The 19570-nt window shown below is 57.1% G+C and carries 21 protein-coding genes; 13 read left to right on the forward strand and 8 right to left on the reverse strand.

Going from position 1 to position 19570, the window contains the following annotated elements; translation table 11 throughout:
- Nucleotides 1–30: 30 nt before the first annotated feature.
- From LH464_RS19405 to proV, 3 genes are all read right to left on the reverse strand, one after another.
- Entirely contained in the window at nucleotides 31–900 is an 870-nt protein-coding gene (locus LH464_RS19405; protein ID WP_226788063.1) for a glycine betaine ABC transporter substrate-binding protein, read from the reverse strand.
- Nucleotides 901–973: 73 nt separating this feature from the next.
- On the reverse strand, nucleotides 974–1843 hold the full coding sequence (locus LH464_RS19410; RefSeq protein WP_255648504.1) for an ABC transporter permease: 870 nt from the start codon (nucleotides 1841–1843) through the stop codon (nucleotides 974–976).
- 23 nt (nucleotides 1844–1866) lie between these two features.
- Complete coding sequence (gene proV, locus LH464_RS19415; RefSeq protein WP_226788064.1) at nucleotides 1867–3099, reverse strand: glycine betaine/L-proline ABC transporter ATP-binding protein ProV; 1233 nt, start codon at nucleotides 3097–3099, stop codon at nucleotides 1867–1869.
- 639 nt (nucleotides 3100–3738) lie between these two features.
- Here proV and LH464_RS19420 point away from each other — a divergent pair.
- The 8 genes from LH464_RS19420 (at nucleotide 3739) to LH464_RS19455 (ending at nucleotide 9355) form a co-directional block, all read left to right on the forward strand.
- Nucleotides 3739–3948 (forward strand): cold-shock protein, encoded by a 210-nt coding sequence (locus tag LH464_RS19420; protein WP_226788065.1) that lies wholly within the window; start codon nucleotides 3739–3741, stop codon nucleotides 3946–3948.
- Between the two features lie 109 nt (nucleotides 3949–4057).
- The gene (locus LH464_RS19425) at nucleotides 4058–4342 is read left to right on the forward strand and encodes a cold-shock protein (RefSeq protein ID WP_226788066.1); all 285 of its coding nucleotides are present in this window, start codon (nucleotides 4058–4060) and stop codon (nucleotides 4340–4342) included.
- A 28-nt stretch (nucleotides 4343–4370) separates the two neighbouring features.
- A complete protein-coding gene (gene rpsU, locus LH464_RS19430; RefSeq protein ID WP_226788067.1) occupies nucleotides 4371–4616 on the forward strand; it encodes a 30S ribosomal protein S21 in 246 nt (81 codons plus the stop codon).
- A 316-nt stretch (nucleotides 4617–4932) separates the two neighbouring features.
- Nucleotides 4933–5748 (forward strand): cytochrome c oxidase subunit II, encoded by an 816-nt coding sequence (locus tag LH464_RS19435; protein ID WP_226788068.1) that lies wholly within the window; start codon nucleotides 4933–4935, stop codon nucleotides 5746–5748.
- Nucleotides 5749–5788: 40 nt separating this feature from the next.
- The gene (gene ctaD, locus LH464_RS19440; protein WP_226788069.1) at nucleotides 5789–7567 is read left to right on the forward strand and encodes a cytochrome c oxidase subunit I; all 1779 of its coding nucleotides are present in this window, start codon (nucleotides 5789–5791) and stop codon (nucleotides 7565–7567) included.
- Nucleotides 7564–8274, forward strand: coding sequence for a cytochrome c oxidase subunit 3 (locus tag LH464_RS19445; protein ID WP_226788070.1), 711 nt, complete (start codon nucleotides 7564–7566; stop codon nucleotides 8272–8274). Before ctaD ends, LH464_RS19445 begins: the two co-directional genes overlap by 4 nt.
- Nucleotides 8275–8286: 12 nt before the next feature.
- Nucleotides 8287–9006, forward strand: coding sequence for a heme-copper oxidase subunit III family protein (locus tag LH464_RS19450; RefSeq protein WP_226788071.1), 720 nt, complete (start codon nucleotides 8287–8289; stop codon nucleotides 9004–9006).
- Between the two features lie 7 nt (nucleotides 9007–9013).
- A complete protein-coding gene (locus tag LH464_RS19455; protein WP_226788072.1) occupies nucleotides 9014–9355 on the forward strand; it encodes a cytochrome C oxidase subunit IV family protein in 342 nt (113 codons plus the stop codon).
- 58 nt (nucleotides 9356–9413) lie between these two features.
- Here the strand turns inward: LH464_RS19455 and LH464_RS19460 are convergent, their stop codons facing one another.
- A complete protein-coding gene (locus LH464_RS19460; protein WP_226788073.1) occupies nucleotides 9414–10214 on the reverse strand; it encodes a DUF2189 domain-containing protein in 801 nt (266 codons plus the stop codon).
- A gap of 493 nt (nucleotides 10215–10707) precedes the next feature.
- Here LH464_RS19460 and rfbC point away from each other — a divergent pair, with 493 nt between their 5' ends.
- From rfbC to LH464_RS19485, 5 genes are all read left to right on the forward strand, one after another.
- On the forward strand, nucleotides 10708–11283 hold the full coding sequence (gene rfbC, locus LH464_RS19465; RefSeq protein ID WP_226788074.1) for a dTDP-4-dehydrorhamnose 3,5-epimerase: 576 nt from the start codon (nucleotides 10708–10710) through the stop codon (nucleotides 11281–11283).
- Nucleotides 11283–12356: a dTDP-glucose 4,6-dehydratase gene (gene rfbB, locus LH464_RS19470; RefSeq protein ID WP_226788075.1), complete on the forward strand. Its 1074-nt coding sequence runs from the start codon at nucleotides 11283–11285 to the stop codon at nucleotides 12354–12356. Before rfbC ends, rfbB begins: the two co-directional genes overlap by 1 nt.
- On the forward strand, nucleotides 12341–13243 hold the full coding sequence (gene rfbD / locus LH464_RS19475) for a dTDP-4-dehydrorhamnose reductase (RefSeq protein WP_226788076.1): 903 nt from the start codon (nucleotides 12341–12343) through the stop codon (nucleotides 13241–13243). The genes rfbB and rfbD overlap by 16 nt, the downstream gene beginning before the upstream one ends.
- Nucleotides 13240–14157 carry a glucose-1-phosphate thymidylyltransferase RfbA gene (gene rfbA, locus LH464_RS19480; RefSeq protein ID WP_226788118.1) on the forward strand — a complete coding sequence of 306 codons (918 nt, stop codon included), beginning with the start codon at nucleotides 13240–13242 and terminating at the stop codon, nucleotides 14155–14157. The genes rfbD and rfbA overlap by 4 nt, the downstream gene beginning before the upstream one ends.
- A gap of 196 nt (nucleotides 14158–14353) precedes the next feature.
- Nucleotides 14354–14614 carry a DUF982 domain-containing protein gene (locus LH464_RS19485; protein ID WP_226788077.1) on the forward strand — a complete coding sequence of 87 codons (261 nt, stop codon included), beginning with the start codon at nucleotides 14354–14356 and terminating at the stop codon, nucleotides 14612–14614.
- Nucleotides 14615–14908: 294 nt separating this feature from the next.
- Here the strand turns inward: LH464_RS19485 and LH464_RS19490 are convergent, their stop codons facing one another.
- The 4 genes from LH464_RS19490 to LH464_RS19505 form a co-directional block, all read right to left on the reverse strand.
- Entirely contained in the window at nucleotides 14909–15190 is a 282-nt protein-coding gene (locus tag LH464_RS19490) for a hypothetical protein (RefSeq protein WP_226788078.1), read from the reverse strand.
- A gap of 300 nt (nucleotides 15191–15490) precedes the next feature.
- A complete protein-coding gene (locus LH464_RS19495; RefSeq protein WP_390625019.1) occupies nucleotides 15491–16276 on the reverse strand; it encodes a LuxR C-terminal-related transcriptional regulator in 786 nt (261 codons plus the stop codon).
- 128 nt (nucleotides 16277–16404) lie between these two features.
- Nucleotides 16405–17835, reverse strand: a complete 1431-nt coding sequence (locus tag LH464_RS24735; protein ID WP_226788079.1) for a glycosyltransferase family 4 protein — start codon at nucleotides 17833–17835, stop codon at nucleotides 16405–16407.
- A 243-nt stretch (nucleotides 17836–18078) separates the two neighbouring features.
- Nucleotides 18079–19548: an oligosaccharide flippase family protein gene (locus tag LH464_RS19505; RefSeq protein WP_226788080.1), complete on the reverse strand. Its 1470-nt coding sequence runs from the start codon at nucleotides 19546–19548 to the stop codon at nucleotides 18079–18081.
- Nucleotides 19549–19570 lie beyond the last annotated feature (22 nt).

The raw sequence follows: 19570 nt of genomic DNA on the forward strand, positions 1-19570 counted from the left end.
CGGCCGGGATATCCCGGCCGGTGATGCAGATCACTCCGCGGCCAACCAGGCCTTCACCTGATCCGGATGGTCGGCGATGTACTTCTCGACAGCGGCCTCGTAAGAGGTTTCCTGAGCATTAAACATTGCCGCCTCAAGGTCTGCGATCGGCAGTTTCATGCGCGAAAGGAACCCGGCAACCTTCGGATTTTCTTCCTTGAAACCCTTGCGAGCAAGCACATCGACATGCTCCGCCTTACCGAGCGAGCCTTTCGGATCCTCGATGTAGCGGATGTCGTACTTGCCAAACATCCAGTGCGGGCTCCATGAGGTCGCCACGAACCACTCCTCTGAACGGATGGCGCGGTCGACCGTCGTCAGCATGCCGGCTTCACTGGAAATCTGCAGCTTGTAGTCACTCAGGTCGTAGTCCTTCACCGCCTGCTCGGAAAGCCGGGTCAGACCGGCGCCCGGATCGATCCCCTGGACCGTGTTGCCGAGCTTTTCCTTGACCTCGTCTTTCGCCAGATCTTCGATCGAGCTTATCGCGTCTTCGGGAACATAGGCTGGAACGACCCAGCCGAGCTTGGCGTCGTCGTACACGGTGCCGAGTGTTTCGACCTTGTCTTCAACCTTCGCGAAGTAATCGGCATGTGTCTGGGGAAGCCACGCCATCATCATCGCATCGAGGTCGCCACGGCCGACGCCCTGGTAAAGCGGCGCGACATCCGTCTGCACCAGCTCGACTTCGTGGCCGAGTTCGTCCTGGATCAGCTTGGCGGCAAGCTTCGTCACGAATTCGGCGTCAGACCATGCGGCCCATCCGATTTTCACCGGCGTGGCATCCTGTGCCAGCGCAGTCGTGGCAACGCTGCCGGCCAATGCCGCGGCTACGCCCATGGAAACGAGTGTCTTGAACATGTGTGCTCCTTGTTGGAAGGTTCGCATAGGGCCAACTGCCCTTTGTGATGCTCGGCAGTCAGGCTGTTGCCGCCTATTCGGTTTTCTGCCGGGCAGCTTTCGGGAAGAAGCGGCGCCAGAAGCTGGGGCTCTCCTTCCCGAAGCTTTGGGTGATGCGATCGAGAACGACCGCGAGAATGACAACGGCAAGGCCGCCTTCGAAACCGGTACCCACGTCGAGACGCTGGATGCCGGTCAGAACAGTATTGCCGATGCCGCCTGCCCCGATCATCGAGGCGATAACCACCATGGACAGCGACAGCATGATCGTCTGATTGGTGCCTGCCATGATCGATGGCATTGCATTCGGCAGTTGAACCTTGAAGAGCAACTGCGTGGACGTGCAACCAAACGCATGGCCCGCCTCGACGAACTCGGTGTCCACCTGGCGAATACCGAGGTTGGTAAGCCGCACGACGGGCGGCATCGAGAAAATCACCGTGGCGATCGTCCCCGGTACGGCACCCAATCCGAAAAACATCGCCGCAGGGATGAGGTAAACGAACGCCGGCATAGTCTGCATCAGATCAAGGATCGGGCGCACAACGACCGCCACCGAGTCCTTGCTTGCCATCGCAATGCCGAGTGGCAATCCGATCAGCATGGCAATGATGGTGGACGCGATCACCAGGGAAAGCGTTTCCATCATGGCCGGCCAAAGTCCCATAAGGCCAACGAGCCAGAGAGCCGCGCCTGTGAAGACCGCAAAGCCAAAGCCGACCCGCCACAGCGAAATCAGAATGAAAATGGCGATGCCCGCCGGCATCGGCAGGGCCCCCAGCACGTCCTGTATGCTTCCGGTGACCAGCCCGATGGCCGCCGCAATGAAGTCAAGGGCGGGCGAGAAGTTGTCGAGGATGTAATTGACGGCCAAGTCGACGCCGTCGCCAATATCGAAATTCATACTTGTTTCCGGTCTTTGAAAGGTCAGCTGGCGCGGTCGAGCGTCTCAAGGAGGATCGACTTGCTGATGGAGCCTACATAGCGGCCAGACTCATCGACGACGGGAAGAGGACACACACTTCCAGCCACCTTGCCGAGAACGCTGGATAGCGGTTCGCTGGCAGCGATCGGCTCGATCCCATTTAGAAAGGCGTTACGGTAAGGATCGGCAGACTTGGCCCGCACCTTTTCCACCAGAGACGTCTGGCTGACCATGCCGTGGTATGTCTTGTCGCGGCCGACGACGATTGCGAATTCCCTGTCGAAGTTCTGCATTCGCTCCAATGCAGCGGCGACCGAGACACCCTGGCGATCGACGATTGTTACCTGCGTCTTGCGGGCGATATCGCCGGCCTTAAAGACCTGCGTGACGTCGACGTTGCGGAAAAATGAGCGGACATAGTCGTTGGCGGGTTGCGTAACGATTTCGTCAGGGGTCCCTACCTGGATGACGCTGCCGTTCTGCATGATGCAGATCCGGTCGCCGATACGCATGGCCTCATCCAGGTCATGACTGACGAAGACAATCGTCCGGCTGTGCTCAGACTGCAGGCGAACCAATTCGTCCTGCATTTCTGTCCGGATCAAGGGGTCAAGAGCCGAGAACGCCTCGTCCATCAAGAGAATTGTCGGCTCGCTGGCCAAAGCCCGCGCCAAGCCGACACGTTGCTTCATGCCGCCTGAGAGCTGATTGGGCAGGCTATCGGCATAGGCTTCCAGACCGACCGCTTTGAGAGCAGCCATTGCCTTCTCCGTTCGATCCGCCTCACTGGCACCAGCTACCTCCAATCCGAAAGCGGCATTGCTGAGCACCGTGCGGTTCGGCAGGAGGGCGAAGGACTGGAACACCATGCTGATATCACGGCGCCGAAGCGCAATCAGATCCTTGCGTGACATCTTCGTAACGTCATGACCATCGATCTCGATTGAGCCAGCAGTGGGTTCGATCAGCCGGTTGAGCAGTCGCAGGAGTGTCGACTTTCCGGATCCCGACAGCCCCATGATGACGAAGATCTCGCCATCCTTGATGTCGAAGCTCGCATCGTTGACGCCAATGGAACATCCGGTGGCGGCATGGATCTCCGTTTTGGACCGACCCGCATTCGCCATGGCAAGAGCTTTGTCTGGCCGCTCGCCGAAGACTTTGAAGACGTTCTTCAGGGCAATTTTTCGCTTGGCGTCCTCGACGGACACCGGAGCTGAAGTACTATTTTCCATATTTTTCACACCTTGCGCCACGGCAAGGCACACCTCCATCACAATGAAGATCAATGCAGTATTGCACCGCGGCATCCCGCGATATCTTCATTATATTCAGCACAATGCTGGAATAAACTTATCGCCCCGGGAGCATGCCTCGGAGAGAAAATCCATTGATCATCGGTCGCAAATCTGCGACCGCACCAACCAAAGATTGGCGCAACCGCGAAAGTGGATATAGCATTCTATCTAGCCAATGAGATTTACGATGTCCATAGAAAATTCGCCTATGCAAACGCCAAACCGCAAATTCCGTTGCTCAAACACGACGAAATATTCGGCAAAAAGGCAATTTTCTGCCGCAACGCGCGACGCGCCAAAAACTAGCGCTACGCTTACATCCAACCTGCCGATTTTACGGAACCGTTTCTCTTTTTCCCGCGGACCGACCCGCCCCTCACAACACCCCAGCCCGGCCACACGGAGATTCCCACACCTCCCCCTTGTTTCTGCCGCAATACCGCCCTATGTGTAGGCAATCGAACTTTGCTAGCGACCTTTGTCCGCCCCCCAGCTGGGACTTTCAGATTTCCTCTCATCGTCGATTACAGATCGGTCGCGTGGACCGTATCTACCAACGGTTGAAAGGAAATCGTTATGAACACAGGCACAGTAAAGTGGTTTAACAGCACCAAGGGCTTCGGCTTCATTCAGCCGGACAACGGCAGCCAGGACATCTTCGTGCACATCTCTGCCGTAGAGCGCGCTGGTATGCGTGGCCTCACCGACGGCCAGAAGATCAGCTTCGAAATCGTACAGGACAAGCGTTCTGGCAAGAGCTCCGCAGAAAACCTGCAGGCTATCTAATTGTAGCCATTGCCCCGCGTGACCACGGATGTACCGGCACGCTTGAGGCAGTGACTTGGAAGGTCGGGAGCAGTCCCGGCCTTTTGTTTTTGCGACGTGGGAGATTTGCATGTCGATCCCAGTCTATTCCGTTGGCGATATTGTTGTTTTCAAGAGCGACCTTTACCGCCGGTCGGATAACAACCGAACTTGTCGCATCGCCTCGGTTCTTCCCGAAGCTCAGGGCGTCATACAATACCGGATACGGTTCGATGACGAGAATTTCGAGCGGCGCGTTACGGAAGCGGACATCGACCGGGTCACGGAACCGCCTTTGAAAAGAGAAGAGCGCGTTACCTCTCCCTCCACCGCTTCGTCCTGGGTCAATCTAAACGCGATCAAGATCAAGAAATAGCAGCAAACGCCGAATAGGAGATACTTTTTTGCAGGTACTCGTCAGAGACAACAACGTCGATCAGGCCCTCCGCGTCCTGAAAAAGAAAATGCAGCGGGAAGGTCTCTTCCGCGAGATGCGGGCGCGCAGCGCCTATGAGAAGCCATCGGAAAAGAGAGCTCGCGAGAAGGCCGAGGGCATTCGCCGGACGCGCAAGCTTGCACGCAAGCAGGCACAACGCGAAGGCCTCCTGCCCGCTCCAAAGAAAAAAGTAATCGCACCCCGCAGCCGCTAAGCATGGCCGCTGTTCGTCCCTCCTGGGAACGAACAGCCCTCTTGTGCGATGTGTGGCAAGCTTCGGTTAAGTATTAGCTGCGCATTATATGCGTGCTTCGGCATCGAAGCACCTGCTGATGAGAAAAGGGCTCATGGGGACCGCCTCCCTATGAACCCTTTTTTTGCCCGGCTTCCGACCCAGGGCATGGGCCTGTCGGGCGGGCAAAAGCCTCCCAGACTGTGGTAATTGCCGACATCTTCCGCTTGTGAGATAGTACCCCGGTATTTGAGAGCAGTTTCATATCAACGGTCGGTTCGGCTCGGGAGGAGCGGAAATGGCTGTAGTGCTGATCCTCGTCCTACTGGCACTTGGCTCCGTGGTGTTTCACATCCTGAGTCCTTGGTGGTGGACGCCGATTGCGTCCAACTGGTCCTATATCGACACCACGCTCATCATCACCTTCTGGATCACAGGCACCGTTTTTGTGGCGGTTGTCTGTTTCATGGCCTATTGCGTCTATCGCTTCCGCCACAAGCCCGGCAACCGTGCTGCCTACGAGCCGGAAAACCGCAGGCTGGAGTGGCTGCTGGCAGCGGGGACTGCTGTCGGTGTCGCGGCGATGCTGGCGCCCGGCCTCGTGGTGTGGCACCAGTTCGTTACAGTGCCCGACGATGCCACGCCGGTCGAGGTTGTCAGCCAGCAATGGCTGTGGAGCTTTCGTTTACCTGGCGCCGATGGAACGCTCGGCCACGCAGAGACCCGTAAAGTCAGCGCAGAAAATCCCTTGGGGTTGAACACGGACGATGCGCGCGGCCTCGACGACGTCATAATTGAAGGCGGCGAGTTGCATGTACCGGTCGGGAAGCCTGTGCACATGTTGCTGCGCTCGGTCGATGTTCTCCACGATTTCTACGTCCCGGAGTTCCGCGCCAAAATGGACATGATCCCGGGGATGGTTACCTATTTCTGGTTCACGCCGACACGCACAGGCACTTTCGAGATCCTCTGCGCTGAACTTTGCGGCATCGGCCACTCGCAGATGCGAGGAACGGTCGTGGTCGATGAAGCGGCGGACTATCAGGCCTGGCTGGAGCAGCAATCGACATTTACCCAGCTTGTGGCATCGGGAGAGCCACAGACGACAGACTGACCGGAGCAGAATGCATATCGGAAGGAAGGGAGCAGGCGTCATGGTCGAGATTCCAGCCGGCAGTGCGAGCGCTATTCCCGCCGCGGAAGTCGCGGATATGGAACTCTATCATCCGAAAAGCTGGTGGACGAAGTATGTCTTCAGCCAGGACGCCAAGGTCATTGCCGTGCAATACGCGCTTACGGCTATTTCGATCGGTCTCGTTGCCCTCGTTCTGTCCTGGCTCATGCGCCTGCAGCTCGCGTTTCCCGGCTACTTCGCCTTTATCGATGCAGACCGCTATTATCAGTTCATCACCATGCATGGCATGATCATGGTGATCTATCTCCTGACGGCGCTGTTTCTCGGCGGGTTCGGCAATTACCTCATTCCACTCATGGTCGGCGCTCGCGATATGGTGTTCCCCTACGCGAACATGCTGAGCTACTGGATTTATCTCATTGCGGTCCTGATCCTGGTTGCCGGCTTCTTTGTCCCCGGCGGACCGACAGGGGCCGGCTGGACGCTCTATCCGCCCCAGGCCGTCCTCTCCGGCACACCCGGCGGCAGGGACATGGGTATCCTCTTCATGCTGTCCTCGCTGATCGTCTTCATCATCGGCTTTACCATGGGCGGGCTCAACTATGTGGTGACCGTGCTGCAGGGACGCGCTCGCGGCATGACGCTGATGCGCATGCCCCTGACCGTGTGGGGCATCTTTACCGCCACTGTCATGGCATTGCTGGCGTTCCCCGCACTCTTCGTCGCGTGCGTCATGATGCTGTTCGACCGTTTGCTGGGCACAAGTTTCTTCATGCCGGCCATTGTCGAGATGGGAGAACAATTACAGCATGGCGGCGGCAGCCCGATCCTGTTCCAGCACCTGTTCTGGTTTTTCGGACATCCCGAGGTCTACATCGTTGCCCTGCCAGCATTCGGCATCGTATCGGACCTCATCAGCACCCACGCACGCAAGAACATCTTCGGCTACCGCATGATGGTCTGGGCAATCGTCATCATCGGCGCCCTGAGCTTCATCGTCTGGGCCCATCATATGTATGTCAGCGGCATGAATCCGAACTTCGGCTTCTTCTTTGCTACCACGACCCTCATCATCGCCATTCCTACGGCGATAAAGGTCTACAACTGGGTCCTGACACTATGGCGTGGCGACATTCACCTGACGCTGCCCATGCTCTTTGCACTCGCCTTCATCGTCACGTTCGTCAATGGCGGCTTGACGGGCTTGTTCCTGGGCAACGTCGTGGTCGATGTCCCGCTATCGGATACGATGTTCGTCGTCGCTCATTTCCATATGGTGATGGGCGTCGCGCCGATCCTTGTAATTTTCGGAGCAATCTATCACTGGTACCCCAAGGTGACTGGGCGCATGCTCAACGACACGCTGGGCCATGTCCACTTCTGGATCACTTTCCTCGGCACATACGCAATCTTCTTTCCGATGCACTATCTCGGGCTGCTGGGCGTGCCGCGCCGGTACTATGAGCTTGGTGAAACCGCATTTGTCCCCCCTTCGGCACACTCACTGAATATCTTCATAACCATCATGGCGCTTTTCGTCGGCGCGGCACAGATGGTCTTCCTCTTCAACCTGGTCTGGAGCCTTTCCCGGGGCAGGCTGGCTGGCGGCAATCCATGGCGCGCCACGACGCTTGAGTGGCAAACGCCTCAAACCCCGCCTGCCCATGGCAACTGGGGCAAGGATCTCCCCGTCGTCTATCGCTGGGCCTATGACTACAGCGTACCCGGTGCGCCCGAGGACTTCATACCGCAGACGGAACCGGCTCGCGACATCCCCACGCGGGAGGTAGTCGCATGAACGTCATGCTGCTCTTCCTCGCGGTCCTCGGCGCCATCATCCTCTGGTGGATGGCGGGCCAACGCCTGACTTCGAAGCCCTGGCTTGAAGCAAGCGCGATACAAGTGGCGGCGACCGGGTCGCGGGACGTACCTGGTCTGGCGGCAAAGGTTGGCCTCTATGTTTTCCTCGGCGTCGTCGGCGCCCTCTTCAGCCTCTTCATCAGCGCGTACTCCATGCGCATGGGGGCTGGCGACTGGGGGGCAATGCCGATTCCGACGGTATTATGGTTCAATACCGTTGTTCTGGTTGCCGTAAGCGCCGTGCTTCAATGGGCAAGGATCGAGGCGGAGGATGGTCGTATGGAAATCTTGCGACCAATGCTCGCTCTCGGCTTCACGCTTGCCTGCCTTTTTCTCGTCGGACAACTGCAGGCCTGGCGGAGCTTGATCGCGGACGGCTACGTGCTTGCCGACAATCCGGCCAACAGCTTCTTCTACATGCTGACCGGATTCCACGGGCTGCATATACTTGGCGGGCTTGTCGTTATCGGTCGCACGACCGTCAGGGCGTTCGCGAATGACATACCGTCAGCGCGGCTTCGCCTCAGCGTCAGCCTTTGCAGCATTTATTTCCACTTTATGCTCGCCGTCTGGCTCATCCTCTTTGCGCTCTTTGCCGGTTGGGCGAACGATGTCGTCGATCTATGCCGCCAGTTGTTCAGCTAGGGAGAATTCCTGATGGAACAGTCTGTCCCGACCCACCGTGAACAGACCCTTCTGCCGGAGGGAATGCGGGGCGTCGTCGCCGATTTCTCGTCGGACCAACGCGCCTTCAAGACGGCCTCCTGGGGTAAGGCGATGATGTGGATCTTCCTCCTGAGCGATACGTTCGTCTTTGGATGCTTCCTCATCGCCTACATGACTGCACGCATATCGACACCTGTCCCATGGCCAAATCCAAGCGAGGTCTTCGCGCTGCACATCGGAGGCCAGGACGTCCCCTTGATCCTGATCGCCATCATGACATTCGTGCTGATCTCGAGCAGCGGCACCATGGCGATGGCTGTCAATTTCGGCTACCGCCGCGAACGCCGCATCACCGCCGCCTTGATGCTGGCAACGGCTCTGCTCGGCGCCATGTTCGTCGGCATGCAGGCCTTTGAATGGACGAAGCTGATCTCGGAAGGTGTGCGCCCCTGGGAGAACCCTTGGGGCGCTGCACAGTTCGGCTCATCCTTTTTCATGATTACCGGCTTTCACGGCACCCACGTCACAATCGGTGTCATCTTCCTCCTTATCGTCGCCCGGAAGGTCTGGCGGGGCGATTTCGATACGGAGAGACGCGGCTTTTTCACGAGCCGGAAGGGACATTACGAATCCGTCGAGATCATGGGCCTCTATTGGCACTTCGTCGATCTGGTCTGGGTCTTTATCTTCGCGTTCTTCTATCTGTGGTGAGGTCGTCATGAGCGAAATGACTGCACATACGCAAACTGCGCAGCAGCATCATCCGATCCGGCTCTACCTTCTTGTCTGGGGCTTGCTTTTCGTGCTCAGCGCCTTTTCCTACATGGTCGACTACATCGGCATTCAAGGCTATCTGCGCTGGTCGTTAATCCTCCTGTTCATGATGCTCAAGGCAGGGCTGATCGTCGCTGTCTTCATGCACATGGCCTGGGAACGGCTGGCACTCGTCTACGCGATACTGCTGCCACCAGCAGCAGTTCTAGCCTTCACCGCACTGATGGTGTCGGAGGCAAACCACACCATTCTTACCCGGCTCGCCTTCTTCGGCACCGCCCCTTGACCGAGGGGCAGCGGCGTCGGTTCACCGACCTATCCGGCGAGGTGTTCCCCAGGAACGATCAACGCTCTGGTACGACAAGCTTGCGATAGAGATGCCAGGTCGCATGTCCAAGCACCGGGATCACGATGGCAAGACCGGCAAAGAGCACGGCAAAACCCGCCGCCAAAAGCACTGCGACGATCAGCCCCCAGACAATGACCTCGACCGGATTGATCAGGAAGGCTTTCGCCGATGTGAAAACGGCTGCCGCTGCGCCCACATCGCGATCTAGAAGCAGCGGAAATGCAACGACCGTGGACGCAAGAACCACCAAGGCGAAGAGGAAGCCGATGGCATTGCCATAAAGGATGAGCTGCCAGCCTCTATCTGTCGTGAACACCTCTTTGATGAAAGTCATCAGCGATTCCGGCTGTTCCGGGCCGAAAAAGCTAACATATAGCGTCTGAGCGGTCACAAGCCACAGAACGAATATTGCCATCAGCATCAGGCCGACGGCAAGGATGGCTGGCACTGCCGGAGAATGCCTGACCTCAAGAGCATGATTCCAGGACGTATCGAGACCAAGCTCACGCCGTCGGCTGATTTCATACAGCCCCAGCGCGGCAAACGGGCCTATCAGGGCAAAGCCTGACATCAACGGAAACAGCAACGGCAACGCATTGGCCCCGGAGGTCCAATAGGCAAGCACGATACCAGCCGCAGGGTAGACCAGACAAAGAAAGACATAGTGGGACGGCTTGGCCCAGAAATCGTCAAGCCCCTGGTGCAGGGACGCGAATACATCACCCATGCCAATGCGCCGAACCCTAGGCTGGGCGACATTCTCATTGCCTCCAGCGATCACATGAAAATGTGTCATTGCAGTTCCTCCGATCCGCCGCGAATAGCACCAGTCAGAATGGGCACTCGTGCGACGAACAGTGCCATGGAACCGAATTCGCGTGCAGGGAGAAGTATACGCCTGCCGGCGACAGCTGGCCAGCGATCTACACCAGAGCAATGGCAAGGTGTCTGCCTTGCAAATAGTTCTGGAGGGGTTGCCTCCGTACTGTCCGTTTTCAGTCCGCTGGAGCCCGCCTGCGGGGTATCGCCTACCTCGTCCCTGAAACGGGATAACCATGCACGAACAACGCCTTTGCGAGCTGAGCATCAATCCGTCGACAAGTGTCAATCTTTCTAAATCATCCTAAAGGGGTGGACGTTTCACCCAAAGGTCAACTGCGCCAACAGAGCTTTTTCACCTACGAATAGAAGTGGGAGGAAAGCAGCACGAGAACCATTAGTTCGCCCCGCGCCGCGTGTTGTTCCCGCCAAGTACCATCATCGTAAGGCTTTTGAGAGGGTGACCCAATATGGATATCGAAGCCACGTCACTTCCGGAAGTCATCAAGATCACACCAGCCCGTTTTGGAGACAACCGCGGCTATTTCAGTGAACTGTATCGCGAGGACCTATTCGGAGCCCGCATCAACGACGTCCACTTCGTTCAAGACAATCAGTCGCTGTCCTGGCAACTGGGGACCGTTCGGGGCCTTCACTTTCAGCACCCCCCATTCGGACAGGGTAAGCTTGTCAGGGTTGTCACGGGGGCCATTTTCGATGTCGCTGTGGATATCCGGATTGACTCTCCGACGTTTGGTCAATGGGCCGGCGCCCATCTGTCAGCGGACAACGGCGCGCAGCTCTGGATCCCGGAGGGCTTTGCTCACGGGTTCATGACCCTCCAGCCGAATACGATTATCAACTACAAGGTCACGGCGTCCTACAGCGCCCTCCATGAAGGAGGTATCCTTTGGAACGATCCGGACATCGGGATCGATTGGCCATTTACCCAGCAGCAGGTTCAGATCTCCTCCAGAGACAGCATGCAACCGCGTCTGCACGAGACGTTCGTCCGTCCGTTAACAGAGGTGGGGGTCGATAGCTGATGCGCATTGTCGTCACCGGAGGAGCAGGATTCATCGGATCCGCTCTCGCGCGCCATCTCATCAAGGAGATCGGCGCCGATGTCCTGGTGATCGACAACCTGACCTATGCGGGGAACATGGCCTCGTTGGTCTCCGTCGAGCAATCCTCCAACTTCCGATTTCTTCGCGCAGACATCTGCGAGACAGACAGGATCATTCAGGCACTTTCTGCTTTCCGTCCCGATAAAATCATTCACCTGGCAGCAGAGAGCCACGTGGATCGCTCGATCATCGGCGCCTCGGATTTCGTACGCACCAATATCGTCGGTACGTTCAGCATGCTCGAGGCGGCGCGACAGTATTGGAACGGGCTTGTTGCTGAGGAACAGGCCTCCTTCCGCTTCGTGCATGTCTCCACCGATGAGGTGTACGGATCGCTTTCCGAGACAGGATTGTTCCACGAAGCAACACCGTATGATCCGTCGTCCCCCTACTCAGCCTCAAAGGCCGCCAGCGATCATTTGGCCCTCGCCTGGCATCGGACCTATGGCTTGCCTGTCGTGATCAGCAATTGTTCGAACAACTACGGCCCCTACCAGTTTCCGGAAAAGCTCATTCCCTTAACAATCCTCAATGCGCTTCATGGCCGACCACTTCCAGTCTACGGCGAAGGTCGCAACGTTCGCGACTGGCTTTACGTCGATGATCACGCGCGAGCGCTGGTGCTGGTTGCCACGCAGGGGGTGCCGGGCCGCAAATACAATGTCGGCGGGCGCAATGAACGGCGCAACATCGACGTCGTCCATTGCATCTGCGCACTCATGGACGAGCGTCGTCCCCAGCATGCGCCACACAGCCGACTTATCCACTTTGTTAGCGACAGACCTGGCCATGATGCTCGATATGCCATCGACGCGAGCCGATTGGAGACCGAACTCAAATGGCGCGCATTAGACGATTTTGAGAGTGGGCTTTCCAAAACAGTTGACTGGTTCTTGGACAATGACTGGTGGTGGCTGTCGATTGAAGAGAGTGGCTCTTCCCGCGAGCGCATCGGCTTGCTCGAGCAGGTGAACACATGCGTGTCGTTGTGACGGGAACCAAGGGACAGACAGCCAGGTGCCTTCAGGAAATAGCACCAAGCCTGGGCCTTGAAATCCTCACGGTCGGCCGCCCGCAACTCGACCTGATGGAGCCCGCTTCTGTCCTTGCGGCAATTACCCGCGCGCGGCCGGATATCATTGTTTCTGCGGCGGCCTACACGGCAGTTGACCTTGCCGAAACGGAGGTAGACACAGCCTTTTCCGTCAACGTTGACGGTGCCGGTGCGGTAGCGCAGGCCGCAGCGGCACTCGATGCACCGCTCATCCACATGTCAACCGATTACGTTTTTGCAGGTGATCAGGCATCGCCGTATCGGGAGACCGATGTGACCCGGCCCCTTTCGATTTATGGGCTGTCGAAACGCAAGGGAGAGGTGCGTGTCGAAGAGACAACGGGCAACCATGTAATACTTCGTATTGGCTGGCTCTACTCTCCTTTCGGGCGCAACTTCGTGCGCACAATGATCGACTTGGCGGGCCACCGCGAACAGGTCAACGTGGTCAGAGATCAACGGGGCGGCCCTACCTCTGCATTCGATGTCGCTCATGTGATTGCCACGATAGCTCAGCGTCTGGTCGACAGTAAGGACGCCGGCCTGCGTGGCATCTTCCACCTTGCACCTCAAGGAGACGCCAGCTGGGCAGAGCTGGCCGAAGAAGTATTCCGTGGCTACGCCATGGTTACAGGCAAGTCTGTAGCGGTGCGGCCAATTGCTACACACGAGTATCCCACCGCGGCTCGAAGACCTGCCCGTTCAACGATGGACACGACAAAACTCCGAACCGCCTTTGGGATTTGTCTGCCGCCCTGGCAGGCTTCGCTTCCGGGCGTCGTAGAGAGGGTTATCCAGGAAAAGGTGGGAGAACTTGCATCATGAAGGGTATTATCCTTGCCGGCGGTTCCGGGACCAGACTCTATCCGATCAATCAGGCGGTCTCAAAACAATTGATGCCTGTCTACGACAAGCCGATGATCTACTATCCGCTCACCACGCTCATGCTTGCAGGTATTCGAGAAGTTCTGATCATCACGACGCCTCATGATCTGGTCGCGTTTCAACGTCTGCTCCACGATGGTTCGCAATGGGGAATTTCGTTATCATACGCGGTTCAGCCGAGCCCGGATGGTCTGGCGCAATCCTACATCATTGGTGCCGATCACGTGGCCGGCGAACGGTCGGCCCTGATCCTCGGGGACAACATTTTCTTTGGACATGGCTTGGCAGATATGATGCAATACGCGGCCAAAGCGTCCACCGGCGCAACCGTTTTCGCATATCAGGTCAGCGCCCCCGAGCGTTACGGCGTGGTAGAATTCGATGCCAGGATGCAGGCCCTTTCCATCGAGGAGAAGCCGCTGAGACCCAGGTCCAATTGGGCAGTGACCGGACTTTACTTCTACGATGAGACGGCCGCTGACATCGCTTCCAATCTCACTCCGTCCAGTCGAGGAGAACTGGAAATCACCGACCTCAACAATGTCTATCTTGAGCGGGGCGATTTGCTCGTGGAGAGAATGGGCCGTGGTTACGCCTGGCTCGATACCGGCACACCGGACAGCTTGCTGGAGGCGGCCGAATTTGTCGCGACCTTGGAGCGGCGCCAAGGCATTAAGATCGCCTGCCCCGAGGAAGTTGCACTCCGGATGGGCTATATCGACTTACACACGTTTGAGATTTGCACCGAGCAGCATGCGAAAAGCGCTTATGGTTGCTACCTTCGCCGGCTGCTGCACGATGAAAGCCTCGGAGCCGAGCGCATTCCACCGCTACAGCAACTCGCCGCCGTGTGAAACACGAGCCGATCCTGTGGCGCATCCGCGAGCGATCCTGGCACGCGTCGCAGCCCACCCCCGACCAAGTTCCAATAAGATGACTAGTGCCCTTCCTTCGGCGAACCTCTACGTCCATTTGATGTCCGCCCCCCAGGTCGTCGGCCGGTTCGATGCGTGAGATGATAATCTGTAAAATTCGCGGGGAGGAGGCGACATGGAACCAGGAACGATACATGTCGAATGGCGGGCACCGGTCACTGTGAGGATTGGCTACGGGACAGCGGAACTAGTTCGAGGTCCGGCTGAGGCATGCGACTACCTCGCTCGGCGTTGGCCGATGCTGGAGGGCTTCTATCACGATCTCGCGGAGCGCAAGTGCCGGGTGGCGGCTGATCGCCGCGCGGCAGTCGAGGAGTCTCGTAATCTCTTTATTTCAGCGGCCATAGAGGCCTCTGTCCTGGCTGGGGAAGAATGACCTGAGCATTCAACGTTACTGAAGAACGGAAGCATGTTCTGACCTTTTCTGGTCCAGAGGCATTCCGATCGGGGCCGATGGCGCATTGCACGTTGACCGGAGACTGCCAGGTCTGTCGTTGAGACAATCGGACCCTCTTTTTATGGTCTTGCCCGAGCGGCTCGATGCGATCGTCTCCGAGCAATTAAGGATTGCTGCGGCAAACAACGCAAAGGAAAACATCTTTCCTGATTGACCGCACCCGGCTTCAATTGGTCGATCGGAGCCACGGGGCAGGATCACCAGGTTCGCGTCTCACTCGGCAGTATCTGAAGAGGCCTGATCACGCAGCCAACGACTTGATGGGGTCATGTTGAAGCTTGACCAATCGCTGTTAATCAAACTTACGAACAACCGGTCATTATTCCCCAAACAGTCCTGGAGATGGTCGCGCAGGTCCCGCGCAGGTCCCTCATGCTTTACGAACCAGACCGCCCCCTGCGCCTGCAACGCGTCGAGCGCGACCAGCTTTTTGCGGACCAATGTGTAGTTTCTACCGATGCGATCCAAGTCCAGTATAACGAGATACACTGCCATAAAAAACACAGCTCCCTGCGTTCTTCGGGCTGAAGAACGCTTCCCCCACAACAAGAAAACAATTCGGGTGATTTATGGGTATGCAAACAAACATAATGTATATGTCTTTCGACGAAACAGTCTTACTAGGCGCTACTCTTACCAGTAAAAATCAAAACATACCACATATGCGCTATCAGCAGATGGAAATTTGCCCGTGGCTCTGTAACAGCGTCCACCGCGAGTTTGATGGTGAAAGGCCATGGCGAGGTCCTGCCCCCCATGGCCTTTGTATTTTCGGTATCGTCACTGCCACAATCTCTAGACAGAATGGTACATGGTGCCGGCCGCAAGATCATTGAGCTTGTAGGCAACTTCTGTTCGATTAGTTGCCTTGAGCTTTTTCATGATATTGCGAATGTGGACCTTGACCGTACTCTCACGAAGGTTGAGCTCGTACGCTATAATTTTGTTTGCCTTGCCCTTGCGAAGAGCCTCCACGACAGCCTCCTGTCGCGGAGTAAACATTCCGAGAAGCGGGCGGGCACTTGCCGCCGCTGGGTCCGCAATCAGATGGCGCATGGCCTGAACGGTTGTCGCCGGCACGAAGATCCCCCCGGCCATCGCCAAACTAACCGCCTCAACGCACACTGCGACACCGACCGAAGACGGTATGAAGCCGCGGGCGCCAAACTCCAGCATTTGCAAAACCTGTGGCAGGTCGTCAGAATCCGAGAGGATAACAATCGGGATTGAACGGAATTCCGACGTTAACCGGCTCATGTCGTTCATCATGTCGGGATCGCTAGAGCGACGTCCGCCGATGTTGAAAAGAATGGCTTCTACCGGCGGATGGAAGTCTTTTTCTCTCTTCCATTCGTCGACAGATCCAACGGCAAGAATCTCCCGGTCCATACCGCGACTGATCAGCGCCTTCGCAAGGCATTCCCGATCCAGGGCCCGCCCATCCAGAAGAAGAAGGCAGCCCTCGCCGTCGGCCACAGCCAGAAACCGATCACTGTCCCTCATCACCGCAGTTACGTCCTGCGTGGGCAAAGCCCTCGCCGATATTGCTGATGCCCTATAACCACCTACTGCCGTATTCATGGCGTCCCCCTTGTACTCAACGAGTGATATCTGCTTTAGGCACTCCTGGTATTCTTCATGATATTGCATAATATCTTCTTTACAGAAGACAAAGTGCACAGTTTCCCTACAACTAATAGCTTACTTCGCTACAACTGATTAAGCAAGTCGTAATCTTCTTTATCTTTATATACGGGCATTGTTAGATTAACGGAAGGCTTGGCGGAATTACCTCGAACCCATTCGTAAACCTGAAGAATCTGCTTGGCCTTTGCATCCCACGTAAAGATCAACCGCGCCCGTGACGCTGCCGCGCAGCTCATGGAAGCCAGGCGTTCGGGTGCATTTCCTAAACTGACCAATGCATTTGCGAACCCCTGCACGAGGCTGTGCCGATCGTGAAAGTTCACAGCTATTCCGCATTGAACATCAATGAGTTCCGGCGGTCCCGCGTAGTCGGCCACTACCGGAACAATGCCAAGCGACATCGCTTCGACCACCACCCCTCCGCCGAATTCTCGCACACTCGGCAGCGCCAGGACATGACTGTCGGCGAGAGCATGGGCCAGTCTTTCCTGTGGGATCCAACCCCGGAATTGCACTCGACCCTCAAGTCCATGGGTGCGAACAAGGGCTTCAAGCAACGGCCGCTGCGGCCCCTCTCCTATGATCACGATTTCGAGATCGCTGGAATGGTGGCAGCTGGCTACCGCCTCGATCAAGATATCGGCGCCCTTGTAGGGTACAAGGCGACCCACAAATGCGATGCGCAAAGGTCCGCTGTCTCGTCGTCTCTGCGTAAATGGAAAGCGGTCAGGCTCGACCGCATTTTCCGGCAACCAGAAGGATTTTGAGAGGCAGGATTTGGGAAGTTCGTCAAAAGTGGCGCGGGAACCTGCTATAAGTGCCGCCGCCAAGTGACGGGTCGCAGAATAATGAGGCATCAGCTTGTGCAGGCGCCGCATCGGCGACAACCAATCCAGCTCTTGTCGCCGGACCGACCGGAACGCAGGTGGCCATGCGACACCGCCGTTCATCGGTCCAACCACAAAAGGCACATTGATGGACTTGAGCTTTTTGGCGATGGCGCTCTGACTCGTCGGGCTGACAGGCGTGACACGATGGACAAGACTGAATTCACCCTCGGTCAGACGGCCCTTCAACACTCGCCATAGTTGCTTTTCAAAGCTGTAATAGGCGATCGAAGATAGGGCCGTAACCGCCGTCCACCCCTTGTTGTCCCCGCCCCTCAGGACCTCGCCAATGCGATGCAGGCGTGAAGCCTGGCGCTCATTGTCAATGGCTATGAAATCGATCTCCTCCCGAAGGCCTGCCCGAAGGAATGCCTCGCGGTTTCTGATCTGTGTCGCCACCAGAGCTCCGGTGTGGCGCGCAATAGCCCTTGTCAGATTCCAGCCTACGAGTGGGACGCTTGTCCATTCCGGGTTGGCCGCTTCAGCAATCAAGAGCGGGCGCACGGTTCCCGGATTCCGCTTTGTCGTACCGGAGACGCTGCCGTCAAACCACGGCGGCAACGATCCGGCAGAGGGATCAACCTCGGTTTTTGCGACCTTCGTCACGACTGCACACTCGCCCCTCTGCATGACCTGCACCAGGACACGCATCCCAAAGACCTAACAATTCAGTTAGAGATGAAGCATCCATCGCCAAACAGACTGTTTTGGCGGCGCATACGACCCTTTACCCACTGTCGATCGTAAGAGCGGTCACGCCTAATTAGCAATCTAGCAGAAGCGGCAAGGCACTACGCCCATCGGGGTAGGCCATCTACCCCCATCAGCATTATGAATAGGATGACAGGATCACGACTGCATGAGTGCAAGCAGCCAGGCAAACGTTTGACCTCCCAGGAAACCGAGGGGCCAGGCCAGAAGGAGTGCCAGTTCCAGGCGCAACGAGTTGAGACCATGGCGGGCATGGAAGTAAAACAGTAGCAGCGCGCCGGGTAGACCATGGAGCGCGACGGCCCAGATGGCGCCATCAAAACCGAACAAATAGTAACCAAGGGGCAGAACAGTGAAGATAGAGATAGTCCGCACCAGGTTCAGCAACGTGAGGTGACCGGGCTTGCCAATAGCCAGGTAGACACTCGCCAGCAGTCCATAGCGCGCAAGCAGCAAGCTGAATGAAAGAATTTTCAGCATCTCGACGGCCCCCGCATATCGGGAGTCGTAAAGGAACGCGATAATGGCTTCGGCCGCCGCATAGGTCGCTCCTGCCGCGGCGACAAACGTAACGTCGAAGGGAATCCGGAGTTTACTGAAGACGGAAGGAAGGCGGTCAGGATCGTCGCGGTACACCTTGCTGAGCGCGGGCATTGCCACGGACGAAAACAAGCGGCTACCAGCGCCCTCCAGCATGGCAACAAGATTAAACGCCAGGATGTAGAGGCCAAGCATCATCGGGGTTGTCCATCCCGCGAGGAGCAGCCTGTCGCCATTTGCGGCAAGCACGGTAAAGGAAGACGACAAGAGCACCCATTTGCCGAAACGTACCAAGTCTTTCAGCGCCGTTGGATCGAGCGCAAACCTGTTGCCAGGCCCGGGAAGCCAGACAAAGCTTAAAATTGTAGACACGACGGCTGAACAGATGGCCGCAATTACAAAAGACCAGATGGAGCGGGTCTGCCACGCCAGCACAACCGCAACGGCCACACCGACTATCTGAGCCGCTAGTTCAATGGCGGTGACACGCGACAATGTGAGATCGCGATACGCGGTAATGATTTTCGCCGACTGCAATCCGGTAATAACGGTCGTGATTGAGATGCCAGCGATGACGGCCGGAAGGACCGGATCCGAGTAAACAGATCCGGCAGGGAACATTCCATGGCGGTTGGCGATCTCCAGGAATACTGCCGCAACGAGACAAACGAGGCATATCCACAATCCGTGGATGAACTGCAACGTCCATGCGGTATCGAGATAATCCTTCTGGCCGCCCATCGGGCTCTGTATCGCTGCTGGGCGCAGTCCGACGTCCGAAAGCATCGCGACGGACACCTGAACCATCGTGGCGATCGCCATTATGCCAAACATCTCAGGCACCAGAAGGCGCGTCAAAATCAGGCTACTCGCTATCCTGAGGAATTGCACGGCGACATAACCGCCCAACGTCCAACCCGCCGCCTGCAATATAGCAGTACGGAAGCGGCGCACCGGCACCTCGTTCTGGCTCTGCTTCTCATCGTCACGCAGTGACGTGATCGCTTTGCGAGGCATCAATGCAGCTCGCGTTGCAAGTGCGTTGCGCCGCGTCAGAAAACTGGCCACTACCACTCTGGAAGCCCCCCTT

Origin of the sequence: Pseudorhizobium xiangyangii, assembly GCF_020531965.1 — a bacterium.
Taxonomy (GTDB): Bacteria; Pseudomonadota; Alphaproteobacteria; order Rhizobiales; family Rhizobiaceae; genus Neorhizobium; species Neorhizobium xiangyangii.